15 protein-coding genes and 2 tRNA genes are annotated in these 17,597 nt (G+C 71.7%); 4 read left to right on the top strand and 13 right to left on the bottom strand.

Features of this window, described 5'->3' with window-relative positions:
- Nucleotides 1-100: 100 nt before the first annotated feature.
- Nucleotides 101-174 (bottom strand) — tRNA-Met (locus tag DEJ51_RS22120).
- 47 nt (nt 175-221) lie between these two features.
- Nucleotides 222-830: a TetR/AcrR family transcriptional regulator gene (locus tag DEJ51_RS22115; RefSeq protein ID WP_150259140.1), complete on the bottom strand. Its 609-nt coding sequence runs from the start codon at nt 828-830 to the stop codon at nt 222-224.
- A gap of 107 nt (nt 831-937) precedes the next feature.
- Between DEJ51_RS22115 and DEJ51_RS22110 the strand changes: the two genes are divergently transcribed.
- Nucleotides 938-2,014 carry an FAD-dependent oxidoreductase gene (locus tag DEJ51_RS22110; protein WP_150259139.1) on the top strand — a complete coding sequence of 359 codons (1,077 nt, stop codon included), beginning with the start codon at nt 938-940 and terminating at the stop codon, nt 2,012-2,014.
- A 97-nt stretch (nt 2,015-2,111) separates the two neighbouring features.
- On the opposite strand, the gene DEJ51_RS22105 is transcribed toward DEJ51_RS22110, so the two are convergent.
- The 3 genes from DEJ51_RS22105 to DEJ51_RS22095 all read right to left on the bottom strand — a co-directional run bounded on the left by DEJ51_RS22105 (nt 2,112) and on the right by DEJ51_RS22095 (nt 7,172).
- Nucleotides 2,112-3,974, bottom strand: a complete 1,863-nt coding sequence (locus tag DEJ51_RS22105) for a tetratricopeptide repeat protein (RefSeq protein ID WP_223835929.1) — start codon at nt 3,972-3,974, stop codon at nt 2,112-2,114.
- Nucleotides 3,975-4,175: 201 nt separating this feature from the next.
- A tRNA-Met gene (locus tag DEJ51_RS22100) sits at nt 4,176-4,249 on the bottom strand.
- Between the two features lie 49 nt (nt 4,250-4,298).
- Nucleotides 4,299-7,172 (bottom strand): UPF0182 family protein, encoded by a 2,874-nt coding sequence (locus DEJ51_RS22095; RefSeq protein WP_223836203.1) that lies wholly within the window; start codon nt 7,170-7,172, stop codon nt 4,299-4,301.
- A 130-nt stretch (nt 7,173-7,302) separates the two neighbouring features.
- On the opposite strand from DEJ51_RS22095, the gene DEJ51_RS22090 reads away from it, so the two are divergent.
- Nucleotides 7,303-7,872 carry a PPA1309 family protein gene (locus DEJ51_RS22090; protein WP_190620557.1) on the top strand — a complete coding sequence of 190 codons (570 nt, stop codon included), beginning with the start codon at nt 7,303-7,305 and terminating at the stop codon, nt 7,870-7,872.
- Between the two features lie 71 nt (nt 7,873-7,943).
- Here the strand turns inward: DEJ51_RS22090 and DEJ51_RS22085 are convergent, their stop codons facing one another.
- The 4 genes from DEJ51_RS22085 to DEJ51_RS22070 all read right to left on the bottom strand — a co-directional run bounded on the left by DEJ51_RS22085 (nt 7,944) and on the right by DEJ51_RS22070 (nt 11,366).
- Nucleotides 7,944-9,029 (bottom strand): PDZ domain-containing protein, encoded by a 1,086-nt coding sequence (locus DEJ51_RS22085; RefSeq protein ID WP_150259135.1) that lies wholly within the window; start codon nt 9,027-9,029, stop codon nt 7,944-7,946.
- Between the two features lie 153 nt (nt 9,030-9,182).
- The gene (locus tag DEJ51_RS22080) at nt 9,183-9,398 is read right to left on the bottom strand and encodes a hypothetical protein (protein ID WP_150259134.1); all 216 of its coding nucleotides are present in this window, start codon (nt 9,396-9,398) and stop codon (nt 9,183-9,185) included.
- Nucleotides 9,399-9,632: 234 nt separating this feature from the next.
- Nucleotides 9,633-10,094, bottom strand: a complete 462-nt coding sequence (locus tag DEJ51_RS22075; protein WP_150259133.1) for a molybdenum cofactor biosynthesis protein MoaE — start codon at nt 10,092-10,094, stop codon at nt 9,633-9,635.
- Nucleotides 10,095-10,229: 135 nt separating this feature from the next.
- Entirely contained in the window at nt 10,230-11,366 is a 1,137-nt protein-coding gene (locus DEJ51_RS22070) for an SDR family oxidoreductase (RefSeq protein ID WP_411757339.1), read from the bottom strand.
- 222 nt (nt 11,367-11,588) lie between these two features.
- Here DEJ51_RS22070 and DEJ51_RS22065 point away from each other — a divergent pair, with 222 nt between their 5' ends.
- Both DEJ51_RS22065 and DEJ51_RS22060 read left to right on the top strand, forming a co-directional pair.
- Nucleotides 11,589-12,995: a zinc-dependent metalloprotease gene (locus DEJ51_RS22065; RefSeq protein WP_150259131.1), complete on the top strand. Its 1,407-nt coding sequence runs from the start codon at nt 11,589-11,591 to the stop codon at nt 12,993-12,995.
- Nucleotides 12,992-13,522, top strand: a complete 531-nt coding sequence (locus tag DEJ51_RS22060) for an NUDIX hydrolase (protein WP_150259130.1) — start codon at nt 12,992-12,994, stop codon at nt 13,520-13,522. Before DEJ51_RS22065 ends, DEJ51_RS22060 begins: the two co-directional genes overlap by 4 nt.
- Nucleotides 13,523-13,596: 74 nt before the next feature.
- Here DEJ51_RS22060 and DEJ51_RS22055 read toward each other — a convergent pair whose 3' ends face one another.
- The 4 genes from DEJ51_RS22055 to DEJ51_RS22040 form a co-directional block, all read right to left on the bottom strand.
- Nucleotides 13,597-14,352: an AIM24 family protein gene (locus DEJ51_RS22055; protein ID WP_150259129.1), complete on the bottom strand. Its 756-nt coding sequence runs from the start codon at nt 14,350-14,352 to the stop codon at nt 13,597-13,599.
- Nucleotides 14,353-14,369: 17 nt separating this feature from the next.
- A complete protein-coding gene (locus tag DEJ51_RS22050) occupies nt 14,370-15,050 on the bottom strand; it encodes an AIM24 family protein (protein ID WP_030011152.1) in 681 nt (226 codons plus the stop codon).
- A gap of 20 nt (nt 15,051-15,070) precedes the next feature.
- Nucleotides 15,071-16,714: a TerD family protein gene (locus DEJ51_RS22045; protein ID WP_150259128.1), complete on the bottom strand. Its 1,644-nt coding sequence runs from the start codon at nt 16,712-16,714 to the stop codon at nt 15,071-15,073.
- A 138-nt stretch (nt 16,715-16,852) separates the two neighbouring features.
- On the bottom strand, nt 16,853-17,491 hold the full coding sequence (locus tag DEJ51_RS22040; protein WP_411757338.1) for a M48 family metallopeptidase: 639 nt from the start codon (nt 17,489-17,491) through the stop codon (nt 16,853-16,855).
- Between the last annotated feature and the right edge of the window lie 106 nt (nt 17,492-17,597).

The following is a 17,597-nucleotide window of genomic DNA, read 5'->3' as shown; positions in this document are numbered from 1 at the left end:
GGGCCCTTCTCGTTCGCCCTCTTGCAGGCGGAAACGGATCGCGAACGGTCGCGAACGACTCAGGGCCCGGATCCATGGGATCCGGGCCCTGAGTCTTCAGTAGCGGGGACAGGATTTGAACCTGCGACCTCTGGGTTATGAGCCCAGCGAGCTACCGAGCTGCTCCACCCCGCGTCGGTGAACCCAACGTTACGTGACGGCCCACGGCAGATGCAAATCGGTTAACCGGCCAGCCCGCGGTGCAGGAGCGCGGTCAGCGTCTCGACCACCTCGTCGTCGTCGAGGCCGGCCCCGCCGGTCATGGCCGCGTACCCCAGCATCGAGATCATCGCCCCCATCGCCGCGGCCACCAGTTCGGGGTCCCCGGGCAGCTCACGGCCCTGTTCGCGCATGTGCGCGAGGTGCTCGCGCAGGGGGGCGGTGTCCCCGAGGAGGCGCCCCCAGACCAGTCCCGAGCCGGGCGGTTCGGCCATGGACTTCTGGAAGAGGGCCACCACGACCGGCAGGTGATCCCGGAAGACACCCCAGGTGGCCGCCACATGCGTCCGCAGCTGGACCCGGTCGGCGAGGTCGTGTTCGCGGGAGTGGCCGCCCGGGTGGCCGTGGGCGCCGACCTCCTCGTCCACCTGGGCCCCCATGTCCGCGAGGAGCGCGTCCAGCAGTTCGTCCTTGCCGGCGAAGTGCTCGTAGAAGGACCCGGTGGACCGGCCGGCGGCCTTGGTGATGTCGGTGATCTTCGTCTGGACGTAGCCGCGCTCCAGGAAGAGCGTCCGGGCCGCCTCCTTGAGCGCCGCCTCCGTGCCGGCCGCCCGCTCCTTGCGCACTCCCACCGCGATCCCCGATCCCACTTGACGCCGTCTTGTCGGCCTCATCATACTGAACCAAGTTTCACCGAATCGGGATTCAGTGAATACGGATTCAGCGAAAGGGGTCGGGCATGCGTGTGTCAGTCATCGGGGGCGGTGTCGCCGGAGCGGCGAGCGCGATCGCGCTGCGCCGCGCGACCGGCGCGGAGGTCACCGTCCACGAGGCGTACGAGGACCCGGCCGGGCAGGTGGGCTCGTTCCTCAGCCTCGCCGTCAACGGGCTGCGCGGGCTGGACTCGCTGGGCTGCCTGGCCGGGGTCCAGGCCGCCGGGTTCCCGGTCGCCCTGCAGCGGATGTGGTCCGCCTCGGGCAAGCTCCTCGGGGAGGTGCCGCGCGGCCGGCTCGCCTCGGACGGCCTGCACAGCACGACGCTGCTGCGCGGGCGGCTGGTGGAGGTCCTGCGCGCCGAAGCGGCCTCGGCCGGGGCCCGGATCGAGACGGGACGGCGGGTGGACCCGGCGGACCTGGACGCGGACCTGGTGGTGGCGGCCGACGGCATCTGGTCCGCCACCCGTACGGCGCTGGACCCGGCAGCGCCGCAGGTCCGGTACGCGGGGCTCTACAGCGTGTCGGGGGTCTCCGAAGGCGTGCGCCTCACACCCGGCACCTACCACTTCGTCTTCGGCCGGCGGGGGGCGTTCCTCTGCGTCCCGGCGGCGGACGGCACGGTCTGGTGGTCGGCCCAGGTGCCCTCACCGGAGCCCCCGGACCCCGCCGGGGTCACCCGGGCCCTGCTGGCGGAGCTGTACGGCCGGGAGGAGCTGCCGCTGTCCCTGATCAGGGCGGCCACCCGCGTCGACCGCCCGATGCCGATGCACCGGCTGGCGGACGTGCCCGTCTGGCACGACGGGCGCACCGTCCTGATCGGCGACGCGGCCCACCCGGTCGGGGCCGGGCAGGGCGCGTCGATGGCGATCGAGGACGCGGTGGCCCTGGCGCGGTGCGTGGCTTCGGTTCCGCGCGTGGACGACGCCCTGGCCGAGTACACCCGGCTGCGCCGGCCCCGGGTGGCCCGGATGACCCGTGCCGCGTCGACGAACCGCGACTCGAAGACCCCGGGCACGGTGCAGCGCCGCGTCAACGACCTGCTGATGCCGCTCGCCTTCCGGCACGTCTACGCCCGCTCCACCTCCTGGCTCTACCGCTGACCGGGGCCCGTCGGCGAAGCAGCGCCGAACGCCCGGAGGGCGCGCCTCAGGGCAGGCGGGACCTCGCGGCGCGCGGCCCGGCGTCGGCTCCGGCGGATCAGGCCGAGAGTTCCTCGGCCAGGGCCTCGCGGAGCCGGGCCGCGCGCTGCGAGACCTCGGCCGGGCCCAGTTCCATGGCGCGCACGCACCACTTCTGGCCCTCCGCGAGGTCCCCGTGGCGGGCCGCGAGCAGTCCGAGGCGCAGGGCGGCGCGGCCGTGGCCCGCCACCGCCGCGCGGGTCCACCACAGGGCGGCCTCGGGCTCGTTCCCCTCCCGGGCCAGCAGCAGCCCGAGGTTGAAGGCGCCGTTGCGCGAGCCGGCCTCGGCCGCCTCCCGGTACCAGCGTGCGGCGACCGCCAGGTCGCCACGGGCGGCGGCCAGCATGCCGACCCGCACCTGGGCCCGGCGGTGCCCCAACTCGGCGGCCCGCTCGTACCACTCCTCGCTCTCGGTGCGCGGGGCGCCGCCCACGGGCTCGCCCAGGGCCACCGGCTCCGGCGGCGGGGCCAGCGACTCCAGCAGCGCGGCCAGCCGGAACGCCGCCTCCGCGCTGCCGCCGCCGGCCGCGCAGCGCAGGTGCCGCTCGGCCGCCCGGTCCTCGCCGTCCCGCACCAGCGCGATGCCGACCTGCAGCGCCGCGTCGGTGTGACCGGCCGAGGCGGCCCGCTCGTACCACTTCAGCGCCGTACGGTCCTCGTCGCGGCTGGCGAACAGGATCCCGAGGTTGAACGCGGCGTCGACACTGCCCGCCTCGGCCGCCTTCGAGAACCACGGTTCCGCGCCCGCCGCGTCCCCGACCTGCAGCAGCATGATCGCCAGCGCGTTGGCCGCCTCGCGGTGCCCGGCGTAGGCCGCTCGCCGGTACCACTGCTCGGCCTGTGCGGTCCGGTCCTGTGCGACACAGAGCAGAGCAAGGTTGTACGCCCCGTTTTGGTCGCCCGCGTCCATGGCGGTCCGGTACCAGCGCTCCGCGGTCTGGGTCTCGCCGCGTGCCGCGTGCAGCGCGCCCAGCGCGTTGGCGGCGTTGCCGTCGCCGTCCTGCGCCGCCCGGTGCCACCACACCGCGGCGCTCTCCTCGTCGCCGGCGTCGCGCAGCAGGAAGCCGAGCGCGCACGCCGCCCGGGCCTCCCCCTGCTTGGCGGAGGTCAGGTACCAGCGCCCGGCCTCCTTGAGCTCGCCGCGCGCCTCCAGCAGGGCGCCCAGGTGCAGGGCGGCGCGCCGGTGCCCGCGCGCAGCGGCCTGCCGGTACCACTGCTCGGCCTCGGTGGGGTCGCCCTTGCGCAGGTGCCTCGCCAGCCGGTACGCGGCTTCGCGGTGACCCTGTTCGGCGGCGGCGCGGAACCAGCGCTCGACGCCCTTGTCGCCGCGGTGCTCCAGCAGGTCGGCCAGCCCGTACGCGCCCAGCGCGTGGCCGGACTCGGCCGCCTGGCGCATCCAGTACTCGGCGGCGGGCTCGTCGCCGCGCTCGCGGAAGTAGCGGCCCAGGGCGTGCGCGGCGGGAGCGGATCCGGCGACGGCGGCGACCCGCCACCAGCCGGCCGCGTCCTCGGGGTAGCCCCGCTGGTGGAGCAGCACGCCGAGGTTGTTCGCGGCGGCCCGGTCCCCCTCGCCGGTGGCTCCGCGCAGGTACGGTTCGGCGCCGTCGAGGTCGCCGCGGCGCAGCAGCAGCGCGCCGAGCACGCTCATGGCCCCGGGGTCGCCCTTGTCGGCGGCCACCCGGTGCCGTGCTTCCAGCTCGGCGTCACTTGCCGCGTCGGTCTCGGCGAACATCTCCTCCGCGCCGTGCTTGTCCAAGAAATCCGCATCGGTCAGTGCGGTCTGCGCGTCGACGACCGGAGCCGCCCCCTCGGCCTCTGCGTCCGCCCCGGACTCCGCCCTCACAAACCGCCCTGTCTCCAGCAGAGTTGACCTCTCCCCCATAAATCCCATCGTCGCATCACCTGCTACCCGCGTACACCTGGTATGTCGCAGCCAGTGAGGTCACTACAGCGTTTTGTCGACATGCCCACAGTGGGGTAAGTCAAACACGCTCCACCCACAAGTCACCCTCCCCGGCTACCGCGTGTCCGCTCCGGACATGACGAAGGCCCGGATCCCATGGATCCGGGCCTTCATCTTCAGTAGCGGGGACAGGATTTGAACCTGCGACCTCTGGGTTATGAGCCCAGCGAGCTACCGAGCTGCTCCACCCCGCGTCGGTGAAACCACAGTATCACGACACGGGGTGGAGCCATTACCCGTTGATCACTGGCCGGCCGGTGTGGGCGCGGTCAGCTTCGCCTCGGCCTCGATCGCCCGCTTCAGCGCGGCCTTGATCTCCTCCTGGGCCTTGCCGAAGGCTGCCCAGTCGCCCGCCTGACGGGCCTTCTCGGCATCCTCGATGGCCTTCTGTGCGTCGCCGAGCGCCGCCTTGACCGTGGGGTCCTGGGCGGTCGGCGGCGTGACCGTGCCCGGCGGCTGGTCCGGGGGTACCGGAACCGTCGGCGCCTCGGCCCCGAAGACCACGTTCAGCGCCTTCTCCAGGGTGTCCTCGAAGGCGGTCTGGTTGCCGTACGTCACGAGCACCTTGCGCAGCAGCGGGTACTTCAGCGTGGAGCTGCGGACGTAGACCGGCTCCACGTAGAGCATCCCGCCGTCGAGCGGCACCGCGAGCAGGTTGCCGTACTCGATCTCCGAGTCACCACCGCGCAGCAGGCGGATGGATTCGGCGATCTTCGGTTCCGACTGGAACTTGCTCTGCACCTGGCTCGGGCCGTCCGGCGGCTTGCTGGTCGGCATCTTCAGAATGCGGATGCTGCCGTACTCCGGGGTGCCCGGATCGGCGTTGACCGCCATGAAGGCACTCAGGTTGGGCCGCTCGTTCGGCGTGAACGTCGTGGTGAGCGAGAAGACCTGGTCCTTCTCCTTCTGGCCCGGCATCTTCATCGACAGGTAGTACGGCGGAACGGCCGTACCGGCCTTGGTCGTCGGGTCGTCCGGGACCGCCCACGCCTCACTGCCGCTGAGGAAGGTCTGCGGGTCGGTGACGTGGTAGCGGGTCAGCAGCTCGCGCTGGACCTTGAAGAGGTCCTGCGGGTACCGGAGGTGGTCCATGAGCGGCTTGCTGATGTCCGCCTTGGGCTTCACCGTGCCCGGGAACGCCTTCATCCAGGTCTTCAGGACCGGGTCCTGGGTGTCCCACTGGTACAGGTCCACCGAGCCGTCGTACGCGTCGACGGTGGCCTTGACCGAGTTGCGGATGTAGTTGACCTGGTTCTCCTGGGCGACCACCGCGCGCTGGCTGTTGGTCAGCGAGTCCGCGGTGCTCTGCCCCAGCGTGGTGCGCGAGGCGTACGGGTAGCCGTTGGTGGTCGTGTACGCGTCGACGATCCACTTGATCCGGCCGTCGATCACGGCCGGGTAGGGCGCGCCGTCGATGGTCAGCCACGGGGCGACGGCCTCGACGCGCTGCTTGGGCGTGCGGTTGTAGAGGATCCGCGAGCCGTCGCCGATGGCGCCGGAGTAGAGGATCTGCGGCTCGTTGAAGGTGAGCGCGTACGCCGCCCGGTTGACCGGGTTGTCGAGGTTGACGCCGGAGTTGCCCTTGTAGCTGGTCTCCTTCTCGCCCTTGTCGTCGGAGTAGTCGAGCTCCTTCTGCGGACCGCCGACGATCGAGTACTGCTTGGTCTGCTCGCCGTAGTAGATGCGCTGCTCGAAGTCCGTGCCGAACACGCCCTTGGAGGGCAGGTCGGACTGGGTGAAGTCGGGAGCGCCCTCCTTCACGGTGGTGCCCTTGGCCGCGACCACGCCGTAGCCGTGCGTGTACTTGAAGTGGTCGTTGATCCAGTTGTTCTTCGGGATGCCGCCGATGTTCAGCTCGCGCAGCCCGATGACCGTGTCCTGGCCGCTGTACCGGTCCACGGCGAGCGTGGACGGGAAGGCGTAGTAGCCCTTGACCTGCTGGAGCTGCTGGAAGGCCGGCGAGACGATGTTCGGGTCGAGGATGCGGATGCTGGCCGTGGTGTCGGCCTGCGGCCGCAGCTTGGTCCGGTCCTCGGTCTGCGGGACGCCCGGGTAGTCCGAGACCTGGGCGCCCGCGATCCCGTAGGCGTCGCGGGTGGCCTTGATGTTCTTCTGGACGTACGGGGATTCCTTGGCCTGCTCGTTCGGCTGGACCTGGAACTTCTGCACGATCGCCGGGTAGAGCCCGCCGATCAGGATCGCCGAAAGCACCATCAGGCCGAAGCCGATGACCGGCAGCTGCCAGGTGCGGCGCCAGAGCGTCGCGAAGAACAGCACGGCGCAGATCGCGGCGATGGCGACGAGGATCGTCTTCGCCGGCAGGTAGGCGTTCGCGTCGACGTACCGCAGGCCCGTCCAGTTGTCGGCGGCCTTGAAGTCGCTGGACTTCACGGCGAGCCCGTACCGGTCGAGCCAGTAGGCGACCGCCTTGAGCGTGACGAAGAGGCCGAGGAGCACCGACAGGTGACCGGTGGCGGCGGCGGTGGCCCGCGCGCCCGGGCTGGTCACGCGCAGTCCGCCGTACAGGTAGTGCACGACGGCCGCGGCGATCACCGACAGGACGACGGCGGCGAAGCCGAAGCCGAGCAGGAAGCGGTACCAGGGCAGGTCGAAGGTGTAGAAGGACACGTCCATGTGGAACTGGGGGTCCTTCGAACCGAAGGGCACTCCGTTCACGTACATGAGCCAGGTCTTCCACTGGCCGGCCGCGGAGGCGCCCGCGATCAGGCCGACGAGCACCGCGATGCCCAGGAGCAGCCACTTCTTGTACGGGGCGATGCTCATCCGGTAGCGGTCGAGGCTCTGCTGTTCCAACGACATCGCGCTGAGCGGCGGCCGCAGCCGGTGGGCCAGCCAGATGTTCAGCCCCACCGCACCGGCCATCAGCAGACCGAAGACGGCGAAGAGGCCGATCTTGGTCCACAGGGTGGTGGTGAAGACGGTGGAGTACTTCACGGAGCGGAACCAGAGCCAGTCAGTCCAGAAGCCCGCGAACATGATGAAGAGCATGGCCAGGACGGCCAGCACGCCCAAGGTCATCAGGAGAGTTCGGGCCCGCCGGGAGGGGCGGCCGACTCTCATCCGTGGCCCGGAAGGGCCTCCGCCGCGGTCCGGCATCTGGAAAGCCAAGGTGCGCACCTCGAAAGTCGCTGAGTCTGGTATTGAACGGGCCCCCGATCGTAGAGCCCACTCATGCAACTTACTGAGGCTTTGGTCAGTTCCCGGTTATCGATGGAAAGGAGGCAGGATGTTGTCCATGTCCAACCTTTCGCCTTCCCCCGGCACCCCCATGGCGGCCGGTCCGCTGACCCGCGCCTGCCTCGAGATCGACGAGTACGCGGCCGGCCTCGGCTGGGACAAGCCCGCGCGGCTCTTCGCCCTCGTCGACACGGCCCGCCTCAAGAAGCAGGAGCCGCGGCTGGCGAGCCAGCTCGGCCTCGACCAGGACGACGCCGGCAAGTCCTCCCTGACCCCCATCGAGCAGGACGAGGTCCCGAAGGGGACGCCGCTCGACAAGTTCCTCGGCACCATCGCCTGGCCCGACGCCGTCGTCGGCTGCGCTCTGACGGTGGAGCGCCTGATGCTGCCGCCGTCCGCGGAGGCCTCCGTTCCGGAGGGGCTGAACGACAAGCAGCTGTCGAAGTGGGTCGCCGGGCACCCGGAACGGCAGGAGGTGCGCCTCACCGTGGCCGTGCTGCGCGACGGCTCGCGCGAGTCGGCGGTGCGGCTGCGCGAGAAGGACTCCTCGACGGAGGTCCTCACCGGCGCGGGCCTGGTACCGGGCCTGGCGGATGCCCTGGCGGCGACCTTCTCGTAGCGCCGTCCGCCGGGGGACGGGGCGGCCGGGCCGGACCGGCCGGGGCCGGCCCGCAGGGGCCGGCCGGCTCTCTAGCCGGTGCAGCTCGGCAGCCCGGCCTTGTCCCCCTTGCTGATCTTCTCCAGTGCCTTCGTGGCGTCGTCGATCGTGGACACCTTGACCAGCGTGAGGCCGTCGGGGACGTGGGAGGCCGCGGAGGCGCAGTTCTCGGCGGGCGTCAGGAAGTACTCGGCACCGGCCTGGCGGGCACCGATGGTCTTCATCTGGATGCCGCCGATCGGGCCGACCTTGCCCGCGTCGTCGATGGTGCCGGTGCCCGCGACGAACTTCCCGCCGGTCAGGTCCTCCGGCGTGAGCTTGTCGACGATGCCGAGGGCGAACATCAGCCCGGCGCTCGGGCCGCCGACGTCGGCGAGCTTGATGTCGATCGTGAACGGGAAGGCGTGGTCGGTGCCCGCCCGGATGCCGACGATGGCGTGACCGTCGCCCTCCGCCTTGCCCGCGGTGATCGTCAGCTTCGAGGTGGCGGGGTCGTTTCCGCCGGACTTCGCCGCCTCGGCCGCGTCCTTGGCGGGGACGATCGTGAACTCCACCGGCTCACCCGGCTTGTGCTTGGTGACGAGCTTGGCGACGTCCTCGGGGGCGGTGACGGCGGTCCCGTCCACGGCCTTGATCACGTCCCCGGCGTGGAGCCGGCCCTCGGAGGGGCTGTCCTTGACCACGGTGGAGACGATCACCCGTGCGGTGACCGGGATGCCGAGCTGCTTCAGGGCGGCCACCTTGGCGCTCTGCTGCGACTGGCTGAACTCCTCGGCGTTCTCCTGGGTGGACTCCGCCTCCGTCTTCCCGTTCGGGTAGAGGTTCTCGTGCGGGACGACGATGTTGTCGCCGGCCAGCCAGCCGTAGACCGCTTCCACCAGGCTCATGTCGTAGTCCGCACCGGTGACGCGGACCGTGGTCATGTTGAGGTGACCGCTGGTCGGGTACGTCTTGCGCCCCGCGATGCTGAGGACGGGCGCGCCGTGCGAGTCCCCGAGCGTGTTCACGGTCGGGCCGGGGCTCATCTCGGAGTACGGGACCTTGATGAACACCCCTGCGCAGAGCAGCGCGAACAGCACCAGGGTGGAAGCGAGCATCGTCGCGGTGCGGCGTGGCATGGATCCGACAGTACGGGACGGCCCTGCCGGGCGGCCCTCGGGGCCGGTCCGTACGGGGTCCGTGGGCGAAACTCTCAGCGGAATCTCACGGACGGCGGCGGACCGGAGCGGGACGGACGCGGAGCGTCGAACGTCGAACGGCGGCGGGGCGTGTCAGACGGCGTCGGAGGCGGAGTGGGCGGACGGGGAGGAATGGGCCTCGGCCTTCACCCTGGCCTGATCGGCATTGGCCATGGCTTCCCGGAAGCGCGCGTATCCCGCGAGCTCGGATATGTCACCCTGTGTGCGGTCGCGTGCCGCCCAGCTGCCCCATATCGCCGCTCCGATCGCGGCGAACAGCGGAATCAGCAACCACGCCAAAGACGCCATGGGCGTGCCTCCCTGCCCCGAAGTACGTTTCGTTGGTGGCTTCAACGCTCGTGCCCGTGGGGGGGTTACGCAAATCGAGGGCGTGTTGCGCGGCCGAACGGGTGCGAGGCTACCGCCTTCCGGGTGGCGCTCTGTGACCGGGGGTTGAATAGCGGCCGACCCGCTCCCCGGCGCCGGAGCGCCTCACGAGCTTCGCCCGGCCTGCCGGACTCCGTCCGGCGCCCCGTCCGGGGGTCAGCAGGCGCCGACCCACTCCTCCGTGCCGTCGCTGAAGGTCTGGTGCTTCCAGATCGGGACCTCGTGCTTGAGGTCGTCGATGAGCATCCGGGCGGCCTCGAAGGCCTCGCCGCGGTGCGGGCAGGACACGGCGACGACGACCGCCAGGTCGCCCACGGCCAGGTCGCCGACGCGGTGCACGGCCGCCAGGGCGCGGACCGGGTACTTGGCCACGACGCGCTCGGCGACGCGGCGCATCTCGGCCTCGGCCGTCGGATGGCAGGAGTAGCCGAGCGAGTCGACGTCCGCCCCGCCGTCGTGGTTGCGCACCGTGCCGACGAAGAGCGTCGTACCGCCCGACGCGTCGTCGCCGACGGCCTGGAAGACCTCGTCGATCGACAGGGCGGTCTCGCGGATCTGGAGCAGCCGGATCGGGTCCGGAGCGGCCTGCTCGCCGGGGTGGTCGAAGTGCGGTGCCATGCCCTCATCGTGCCTCAGCCGCTGACACGGCGAAATAGCAGATTCGCCCGGGGCACGGGCGCCGCCTTGGGAGCCTCCTACAGGGCGCGCCGCACAATCCCGCGGTCCGCCCGCCGGACGGCGCCGGGGATCCGGTCAGATCCCGCGGCGCTTGCGCGCCAGGCGGACCGCGGCGGCCGCGCCCAGCAGGGCCACCGTCGCGCCGGCCGCTCCGGCGGCCGTGGCCGCGTCCCGGCGGCCGAGCCGGCGGCCCGCGACCGTGTGGCGGCCCGAGACCTCCTGCAGGAGCTCGGCGAGCACCTCCTCGTTGGTCCAGCGCGGCCGCCAGCCCGCCGCGTGCAGTCCGCTGACGCTGACGACCCACGGGTGCATCGTGTAGGCGAGGTCCCCGGCCGGGGACGGGGTCAGGCCGATCCGGTGCAGCCGGGCCGCCGCTCCCAGGGCCACCGCCGAGGGGAGCTCCATCCGGCGGATGCCGCTCAGCTCCTCGACCTCCTCCTGCTCCAGCCATCCCTCGCAGCCGACGGCCAGCTCGCCCTCGACCTTTTCCAGGGCCGCGTACTCCAGGGCGCTGACCAGGTCGTCCACGTGGCAGAACTGCCAGGTGGGACGGGACCCGGCCACCACGAGAAGCCGCGGGGACTCGAAGTACCGGGTCAGGGCGGTGTCCGTGCCGCCGACCAGGACGGCCGGGCGGATCACGGTGACGTTCAGCCCGGGGTGCGCGCGGGGGGCCCGGCGGCCGAGCCGCTCGATCTCCAGCAGGTCGCCGACACCGGTCGCCTCGGCGGTGGCCCGCAGCTCGGAGTCCTCCGACAGCGGGATGTCGTTGTCCGGCAGGGCCCCGTAGACCATCGCCGAGGTGCAGAGCACGACCCGGTGCACGCCGGCCGCGGCGGCGGCCGTCAGCACGGTCTGGGTGCCGCGCACGTTGTATGCCGTACGGGCGGCCGGGTCGGTCTCCAGGTCGAGGTCCAGCGCGAGGTGGACCACGACGTCCGCCCCGCGCAGCTTCTCGGCGATCGCGGGGTCCCGCACGTCGAGGATGTGCCACTGCGCGGCAGCGCAGTCCCCCCGTCGCTCGTCGATGGCGACGACCTGCTTGACCTCCTCGGAGGAGGCCAGGCGGCTCACCAGGGCCGCGCCGACTCCCGAGGCGGCGCCGGTCACGGCGATCACCGGGCTGCGCCGGCGGATTCCCTCCGGGTTTCGCGGCTGGCGAACGCCGTGGGCGCCGTCACCGTGCTCGGAGCTGTTTTCGTCGTCGTGCATCGCGCGAAACTGCGGATCTGGGGAACTCACCGGGCGTCTCCAGCGGTTGTCTTCAGTAGGGACGCGTCGTGACGCGTACCCACCAGGTGATGTCCATCCTGCCGCAGCCCAGGAGTCGGCGGAGCACCGAGCCCGGATACGGCCACGGTGTCTACGCTGGGTGGTGTTGTCGGACCATTGCCCGTCGGCTCCCGCCGGCGGCCCTACGAGCCGAGGAAACCCGTGAGCGACACCCCATTCGGATTCGGCCTTCCGCCGGAGGAGCCGGAGAACGGCGACGATGGCAAGAAGAAGGGCAACCAGGGCGGTCAGGGCGGCCCGGCGAATCCCTTCGGGTTCCCCGGCATGGGTCTGCCGGGCGGGGCGGGCGCTCCGGGAGCGGACAACCCGTTCGCCGCGATGTTCGGTGCGATGAACCCGAACGACCTCGGCGCGGCCTTCCAGCAGCTCGGTCAGATGCTGAGCTACGAGGGCGGTCCCGTGAACTGGGACATGGCCAAGGACATCGCCCGCCAGACCGTCGCGCAGGGCACCGCGGACGGTGTGAAGGACACGAGCGTCGGCGTCGCCGAGAAGTCCGCCGTCGAGGAGGCCGTGCGCCTCGCCGACCATTGGCTGGACGGTGTGACCTCGCTGCCCTCGGGCGCGACCACCGCCGTGGCCTGGAGCCGCGCCGAGTGGGTCGAGGCGACCCTCCCGGTGTGGAAGGAGCTCGTGGACCCGGTCGCGGAGCGGGTCGGCGCGGCCATGGGCGGCGTGCTGCCCGAGGAGATGCAGGCCATGGCGGGCCCGCTGCTCGGCATGATGCGCTCCATGGGCGGCGCCATGTTCGGCCAGCAGATCGGCCAGGCCGTCGGCACCCTCGCGGGCGAGGTCGTCGGATCGACGGACATCGGGCTGCCGCTGGGTCCGGCCGGGAAGGCCGCGCTGCTGCCGCTGAACATCGAGGGCTTCGGCAAGGACCTGGGCGTGCCCTCCGACGAGGTGCGGCTCTACCTGGCCCTGCGCGAGGCGGCCCACGCCCGGCTCTTCGCCCACGTGCCGTGGCTGCGCTCGCACCTGTTCGGCGCGGTGGAGGGCTACGCCCGCGGCATCAAGGTCGACACCTCGAAGCTGGAGGACGTCGTCGGCCAGCTGGACCCGTCCAACCCGGAGCAGCTGCAGGAAGCGCTGCAGGGCGGCATGTTCCAGCCGCAGGACACCCCCGAGCAGAAGGCCGCCCTGGCCCGCCTGGAGACCGCGCTCGCGCTGGTCGAGGGCTGGGTGGACGCGGTGGTGCACGAGGCCGCCAAGCCCCGGCTGACCTCGGCGGACGCGATGCGCGAGACCATGCGCCGGCGGCGCGCCTCGGGCGGCCCGGCGGAGCAGACCTTCGCGACGCTGATCGGCCTGGAGCTGCGCCCGCGCCGACTGCGCGACGCCTCGCGGCTGTGGGCCTCGCTCACGGACGCGCGTGGGGTGGACGGCCGCGACGGCCTCTGGGAGCACCCGGACATGCTGCCGACGGCCTCCGACCTGGACGACCCGGACGGGTTCGTGCACCGCGAGCAGCTGGACTTCTCCGAGATCGACAAGATGCTCGGCGAAGCCGCCCGGAAGCGCGAGCAGGACGGCGACGAGAAGCAGTGAGCCTGCACGAAGACGCGGTCCTCGTCCTGAAGGCGTACGAGGACCAGACGGAGCTGCGCGACCTGTATCTGGAGCACCTGGCGGCCCACCCGGACGGGGTCTACAAGCCCTGTACGGCCGGGCACGTCACGGGCAGCGCGCTGGTGATCGACCCGGCGCGCGGGCGCGTACTGCTGACCCTGCACAAGAAGCTCGGCATGTGGCTCCAGATGGGCGGGCACTGCGAGCCCGGTGACCGGACCCTCGCCGACGTGGCGCTGCGCGAGGCCGGCGAGGAGTCGGGGATCGCGTCGGGGCTGACCCTGCTGGACGGCGGCCCGGTGCGCCTGGACCGGCATCCGATCCCGGCTCCGTGCAACTGGCACCTGGACGTGCAGTACGCGGCGCTGGCGCCGGCCGGTGCGGTGGCGGAGATCAGCGAGGAGTCCCTGGACCTGCGCTGGTTCCCGTACGAGGAGGTGGCGGCGGTGGCCGACGCGTCCGTCGTACGGCTGCTGGAGGCGACCCTGGCCCGGCTCGGCGGCTGAGGCCCCGGAGCCGGTGCGGATGCGGCGAAGGGGCGGTCCCTGGGGGGACCGCCCCTTCGCCGTGCCGGGAGGGATCAGTTCCAGGCGTTGTTCTGGTTCTGCGCGTGGGAGCCGTGCTGGCCCATGCCGAACTGCGCGGCGACGCCCTGGCCGAGCTGGGCGTTCTGCGGCGGCAGCACCTCGCTGGGCTGCACCAGGGCGAACCCGGTGCCGAGGAAGCTCAGCTCCCAGCCCTCGCCGGTGTTGCCGCGCCGCCGCCACACGCCGCTGGAGTGCGTCTGGGCCTGCATCTGGACCCGCAGCGAGGTGGACCAGGCCACGATCGCGTCCGCGTCGGCGTTGACGTACTTGTCGGGCGTGACCTGCATCATCAGCGGCTGCCCGGAGGTCATCAGCGCGACCTTGCCGCGGCCGGAGATGTTGAGCTGGTACTTGCCGGAGCCGGAGATCCCGTACTGGCTGTCCACCGCGATGACCTCGGTGTGCAGGGTGGAGTCCAGGGCGAGCACGTAGCTGCTGTCGACCGTGAGGCCTTCCTGGTCCACGTCGACGACGTGGACGTACTGGGCCAGGTTGGCCAGGTAGACCGTGCCCTGCCCGGAGCAGCGCATGAGGTCCAGGCCCTCGCCGGTGCGGCGGCGGGCATTGCGCTGGCTCGTGGTCTGGTACTCGCCGTCGAAGTCGATGAGTCCCTGGTAGGCGACCATGGCGCCCTTACGGGCGAGCACGTCGTCGGAGCCCGTCAGCGAGACCCGCAGCAGCTGCGGGTTCTGGATCGCGTACCGCTCCTGGGACTGCGCCTCTGCGTGGGCGAAAAGTGCACTCTGCATGATGTGTCCGCTCCCCCTCAGCCCCGGGCCCGGAGCCGGTCGGTGCTGTCCTCGCTGGGCTGTACGACGACGATGCCCTGGCCGGAGAAGGCCATCTGGTAGGCCTCCCCGCTGCCCCGGCCGATCATCGACGAGGCCTTGAAGCTGCGCTTGCCCTTGACCTTGAGATTCGGCGACCAGGCGACGAGCGCGTCGGGGTCGACGTACGTCTCGTCCTCGCCGCGGCCGCAGTCGACCACGATCGGGGTGCCGCGGGAGGTCAGGGCGACCCACCCGGTGCCCGCGATCTGCACGTTGAACAGGCCCTGGCCGGCGAACTTGGCGAGGCCCTTGACCCGCTCGACGCCCCACTGGAGGTGCGCGTCGAAGGCGAGCAGGTTGGTGCCGTTGACCGAGAGCGAGTCGTTGTTGAGGTTGATGACGACCACGTCCGCGCCGTAGTCGGCCAGGTAGAGCAGGCCGTCGCCGGTGCACTTCATCAGCGGCGCGCCTTCGCCGGTGATCCACTGCGAGGCCATCTGGCGGACGGCCGGCGGGTTCGGCTCGTACTGGACGAAGCCCTCGTAGGCGACCATCGAGCCGGTGCGGGCGAAGAGGTCCTGGCCGCTCTGCATGGCGACCTTGAGCATGGCCCGGCCGTGGTTCTCCATGCGGGCCGTGACGGGGGTCGGGGCGAAGCCCGCGAGTTGCTGGTTCATTGCGTTCATGTCGGGCTCCCTCAGACCTCGTACGGCTGGACGACGATGAAGTTGCCGGGAGCGCCGCGGAACTGGAGGTTCACGGTCTCCCCGCTGTGGCCGGGGTAGGCGTTGCGCCGCAGCCGGACCTGGCTGGAAAGGATCACCTGCGAGGCGGCCGACCACGCGACGATGGCGTTGCTGTCCGCGAAGGTGGTCGGGGTGACGGGCAGGACGACCGGGACGCCGTGCGTCTTGACGATGACCGTGCCGGTGCCCTGGAACTGCATGGTGAACAGGGCGCCGCCGGGGATGCCGTGGCCCTCGATGCGGCGGACCTCGTGCTGCAGCGACTCGTCGAAGGCGAGGACGGCCTCGGCGGAGACGCAGATCGCGTCGCCCTGGAGCTCGATGGCGTGCAGGTGGGCGCCGTTCTCCGCGAGGAAGACCTGGCCGCGGCCGGTGCAGCGCATGAGCTGCATCTCCTGGCCGGTGGCATTGCCGACGATGCGGCCGGCGAAGCCCGCGCCCTTGTAGCTGAAGTCGACCTTGCCCTGGTAGAGGACCATGCTGCCCTGGCGGGCGAGGACGGCCTGGCCGCCCATGGCCAGGTCGACCCGCATGAGCTGCTGGTTCTGCGGGGTCCAGCGGGTGCCGGTGGGGGCTTCCTTGTACGGCTGGAGCGCGGCGGCGAGACCGGCACCGGCGGCGGGCACGCCCTGCGGGGCGTAGCCGGGCTGCTGTCCCGGGAACTGGCCCGGGGGCTGGCCGGGGACCTGGCCGTAGCCCGGCTGCTGCCCGTAGGGAGCGGGGGCCGGGGCCGGCGGCGGGACCTGGCCCGGGTACTGGCCCGGCACCTGGCCGTACGAGGGCTGCGGCGGCTGGCCGTACGGGGCCGGGGCCGGCGGGGCGAGCGGCGCGGCCATGGTGGGCGCGGCGTGCACCGGGGCGGGGGCCGCGGGCTGCTGGTACTGCGGCTGCGGTACGGCGCCGGGCGCGGGCACGGGCGCGCCGAAGGACGGCGCGGGGGCCGGAGGCTGCGGGGCCTGCGGGGCGGGGGCCGGGGCGCCGAAGGCCGGGGCCGGGGCGGCCGCCTGCGGCGGCGGGGCGAAGCCGGGCGAGGCCGCGGCCGGGGCCTGCTGCGCCGGCTGGGGGTCCTCGGCGACCTCGCCGCCGAAGTTCCGCAGCAGTGCGTCGAGGCCGCCGTCGAAGCCCTGGCCGACGGCGGCGAAGCGCCACACGTCCTTCAGGTAGAAGTCGCCGAGCATCACGGCCCGCTCGGTGGTGAACTCCGAGCCGGTGAACGCGTACCTGACCACCTCTTCGCCGCCGGCCACGATCCGGATGTAGCCGGGACCGATCTGCGACATCTGTCCGGCACCGTCGATGGTGGCGGTGAAGGACAGCTTGTGGATGGATGCCGGAACGCGGTCCAGCGTCACCCGGAAGGATTCGGTGTCGCCCGACTGCGCACCGAGTAGCTGAATGGACTCTTCCGGCGACTTCGGCTGATTGAAGAAGACGAAGTAACGGTCGTCCGACAGCTGCTCGTTGGCGTCGAGGCCGAAACAGCTGATGTCGAAGGCGAGTCCGGATCCTGCGATCTGGACACCTACGTACAGATCGGTGCCCGCCGTGAGATCACTGATCTTGGCCTTGTGGCCGCGTTGGAATTCCCTGGCCATACGTACGACCGTCCCCCATCCCGACTGTGAATGCGTGGCGCTCAGGCTAACGGCAATTGCCGACATCCGGCCAAGCCGGTACCGACCCGGTACAAAACACTGCGTGCGGCACGCGGGGCGGCCTGCGGGCCGGCGGGGTCATTCCTCGCGGGCGGCGGGGACCTTCGGCAGCCGCTCGGCGGCGACCACGCCCTCCAGGTAGCCGCGGGCCCGCTCGGTGCGCGGGTAGGCCTCCAGCAGCTCCCAGAAGCGGGGCCCGTGGCCCGGTACGAGGAGGTGGGCCAGCTCGTGCAGGAGCACGTAGTCGACGACGTACTCCGGCATCCCCTGGAGCCGGTGCGAGAGCCGGATGCTGCCTTCGGCAGGGGTGCAGGAACCCCAGCGGGTGTTCTGGTTGGTGACCCAGCGGACCGTCCGGGGGCGGGCGCGGCCGTCGAAGTACTGCTCGGACAGCTGCGCGGCCCGCTCGGTGAGTTCCGCGTCCCCGAAGGTGCGCCGGCTCTCCTGGGCGGCCAGCTTGTCGAGCATGACCCCCACCCAGCGCTGCTCCTCCGCCTCGGACATCCGGGCAGGGATGAGCACGACCGTACGGTCACCCTCGCGGTAGGCGGATACGGTCCTGCGGCGGCGCGCGCTCCGGCGGACTTCGACGGCGCGCTGCGGTGGGTCGGCGGACACGCCACGACGGTACCCGGTCGTGGTGGCGGAAGTCCCGCCCGTCCGCGGTTCGAACACGAGGGATTCGCGGCCGATTTCCGGAACCCCATTTCCCTTCATCTCATATGCCTAATACCTCGCACCTGTGGACAAATTCCGGCATGGATTCCGGGGGGCGGGCACTGTTGCGGAAGAGCGGGAAACGGGTGGCGCGCATGCGCACCGG

This window comes from Streptomyces venezuelae (genome assembly GCF_008642275.1).
GTDB lineage: Bacteria > Actinomycetota > Actinomycetes > Streptomycetales > Streptomycetaceae > Streptomyces > Streptomyces venezuelae_E.
This window is presented reverse-complemented; position numbering and strand designations above follow the sequence as displayed.

Excerpts from the sequence above, each read along its gene's own strand:
- DEJ51_RS22050 (WP_030011152.1), bottom strand. The coding sequence starts at position 15,050 with ATGAACCAGCAACTCGCGGGCTTCGCCCCGACCCCCGTCACGGCCCGC.
- DEJ51_RS22070 (WP_411757339.1), bottom strand. The coding sequence starts at position 11,366 with ATGCACGACGACGAAAACAGCTCCGAGCACGGTGACGGCGCCCACGGC.
- DEJ51_RS22095 (WP_223836203.1), bottom strand. The coding sequence starts at position 7,172 with ATGCCGGACCGCGGCGGAGGCCCTTCCGGGCCACGGATGAGAGTCGGC.
- DEJ51_RS22080 (WP_150259134.1), bottom strand. The coding sequence starts at position 9,398 with ATGGCGTCTTTGGCGTGGTTGCTGATTCCGCTGTTCGCCGCGATCGGA.
- DEJ51_RS22090 (WP_190620557.1), top strand. The coding sequence starts at position 7,303 with ATGTTGTCCATGTCCAACCTTTCGCCTTCCCCCGGCACCCCCATGGCG.
- DEJ51_RS22075 (WP_150259133.1), bottom strand. The coding sequence starts at position 10,094 with ATGGCACCGCACTTCGACCACCCCGGCGAGCAGGCCGCTCCGGACCCG.
- DEJ51_RS22040 (WP_411757338.1), bottom strand. The coding sequence starts at position 17,491 with ATGAAGGGAAATGGGGTTCCGGAAATCGGCCGCGAATCCCTCGTGTTC.
- DEJ51_RS22105 (WP_223835929.1), bottom strand. The coding sequence starts at position 3,974 with ATGGGGGAGAGGTCAACTCTGCTGGAGACAGGGCGGTTTGTGAGGGCG.
- DEJ51_RS22045 (WP_150259128.1), bottom strand. The coding sequence starts at position 16,714 with ATGGCCAGGGAATTCCAACGCGGCCACAAGGCCAAGATCAGTGATCTC.
- DEJ51_RS22110 (WP_150259139.1), top strand. The coding sequence starts at position 938 with ATGCGTGTGTCAGTCATCGGGGGCGGTGTCGCCGGAGCGGCGAGCGCG.
- DEJ51_RS22085 (WP_150259135.1), bottom strand. The coding sequence starts at position 9,029 with ATGCCACGCCGCACCGCGACGATGCTCGCTTCCACCCTGGTGCTGTTC.
- DEJ51_RS22055 (WP_150259129.1), bottom strand. The coding sequence starts at position 14,352 with ATGCAGAGTGCACTTTTCGCCCACGCAGAGGCGCAGTCCCAGGAGCGG.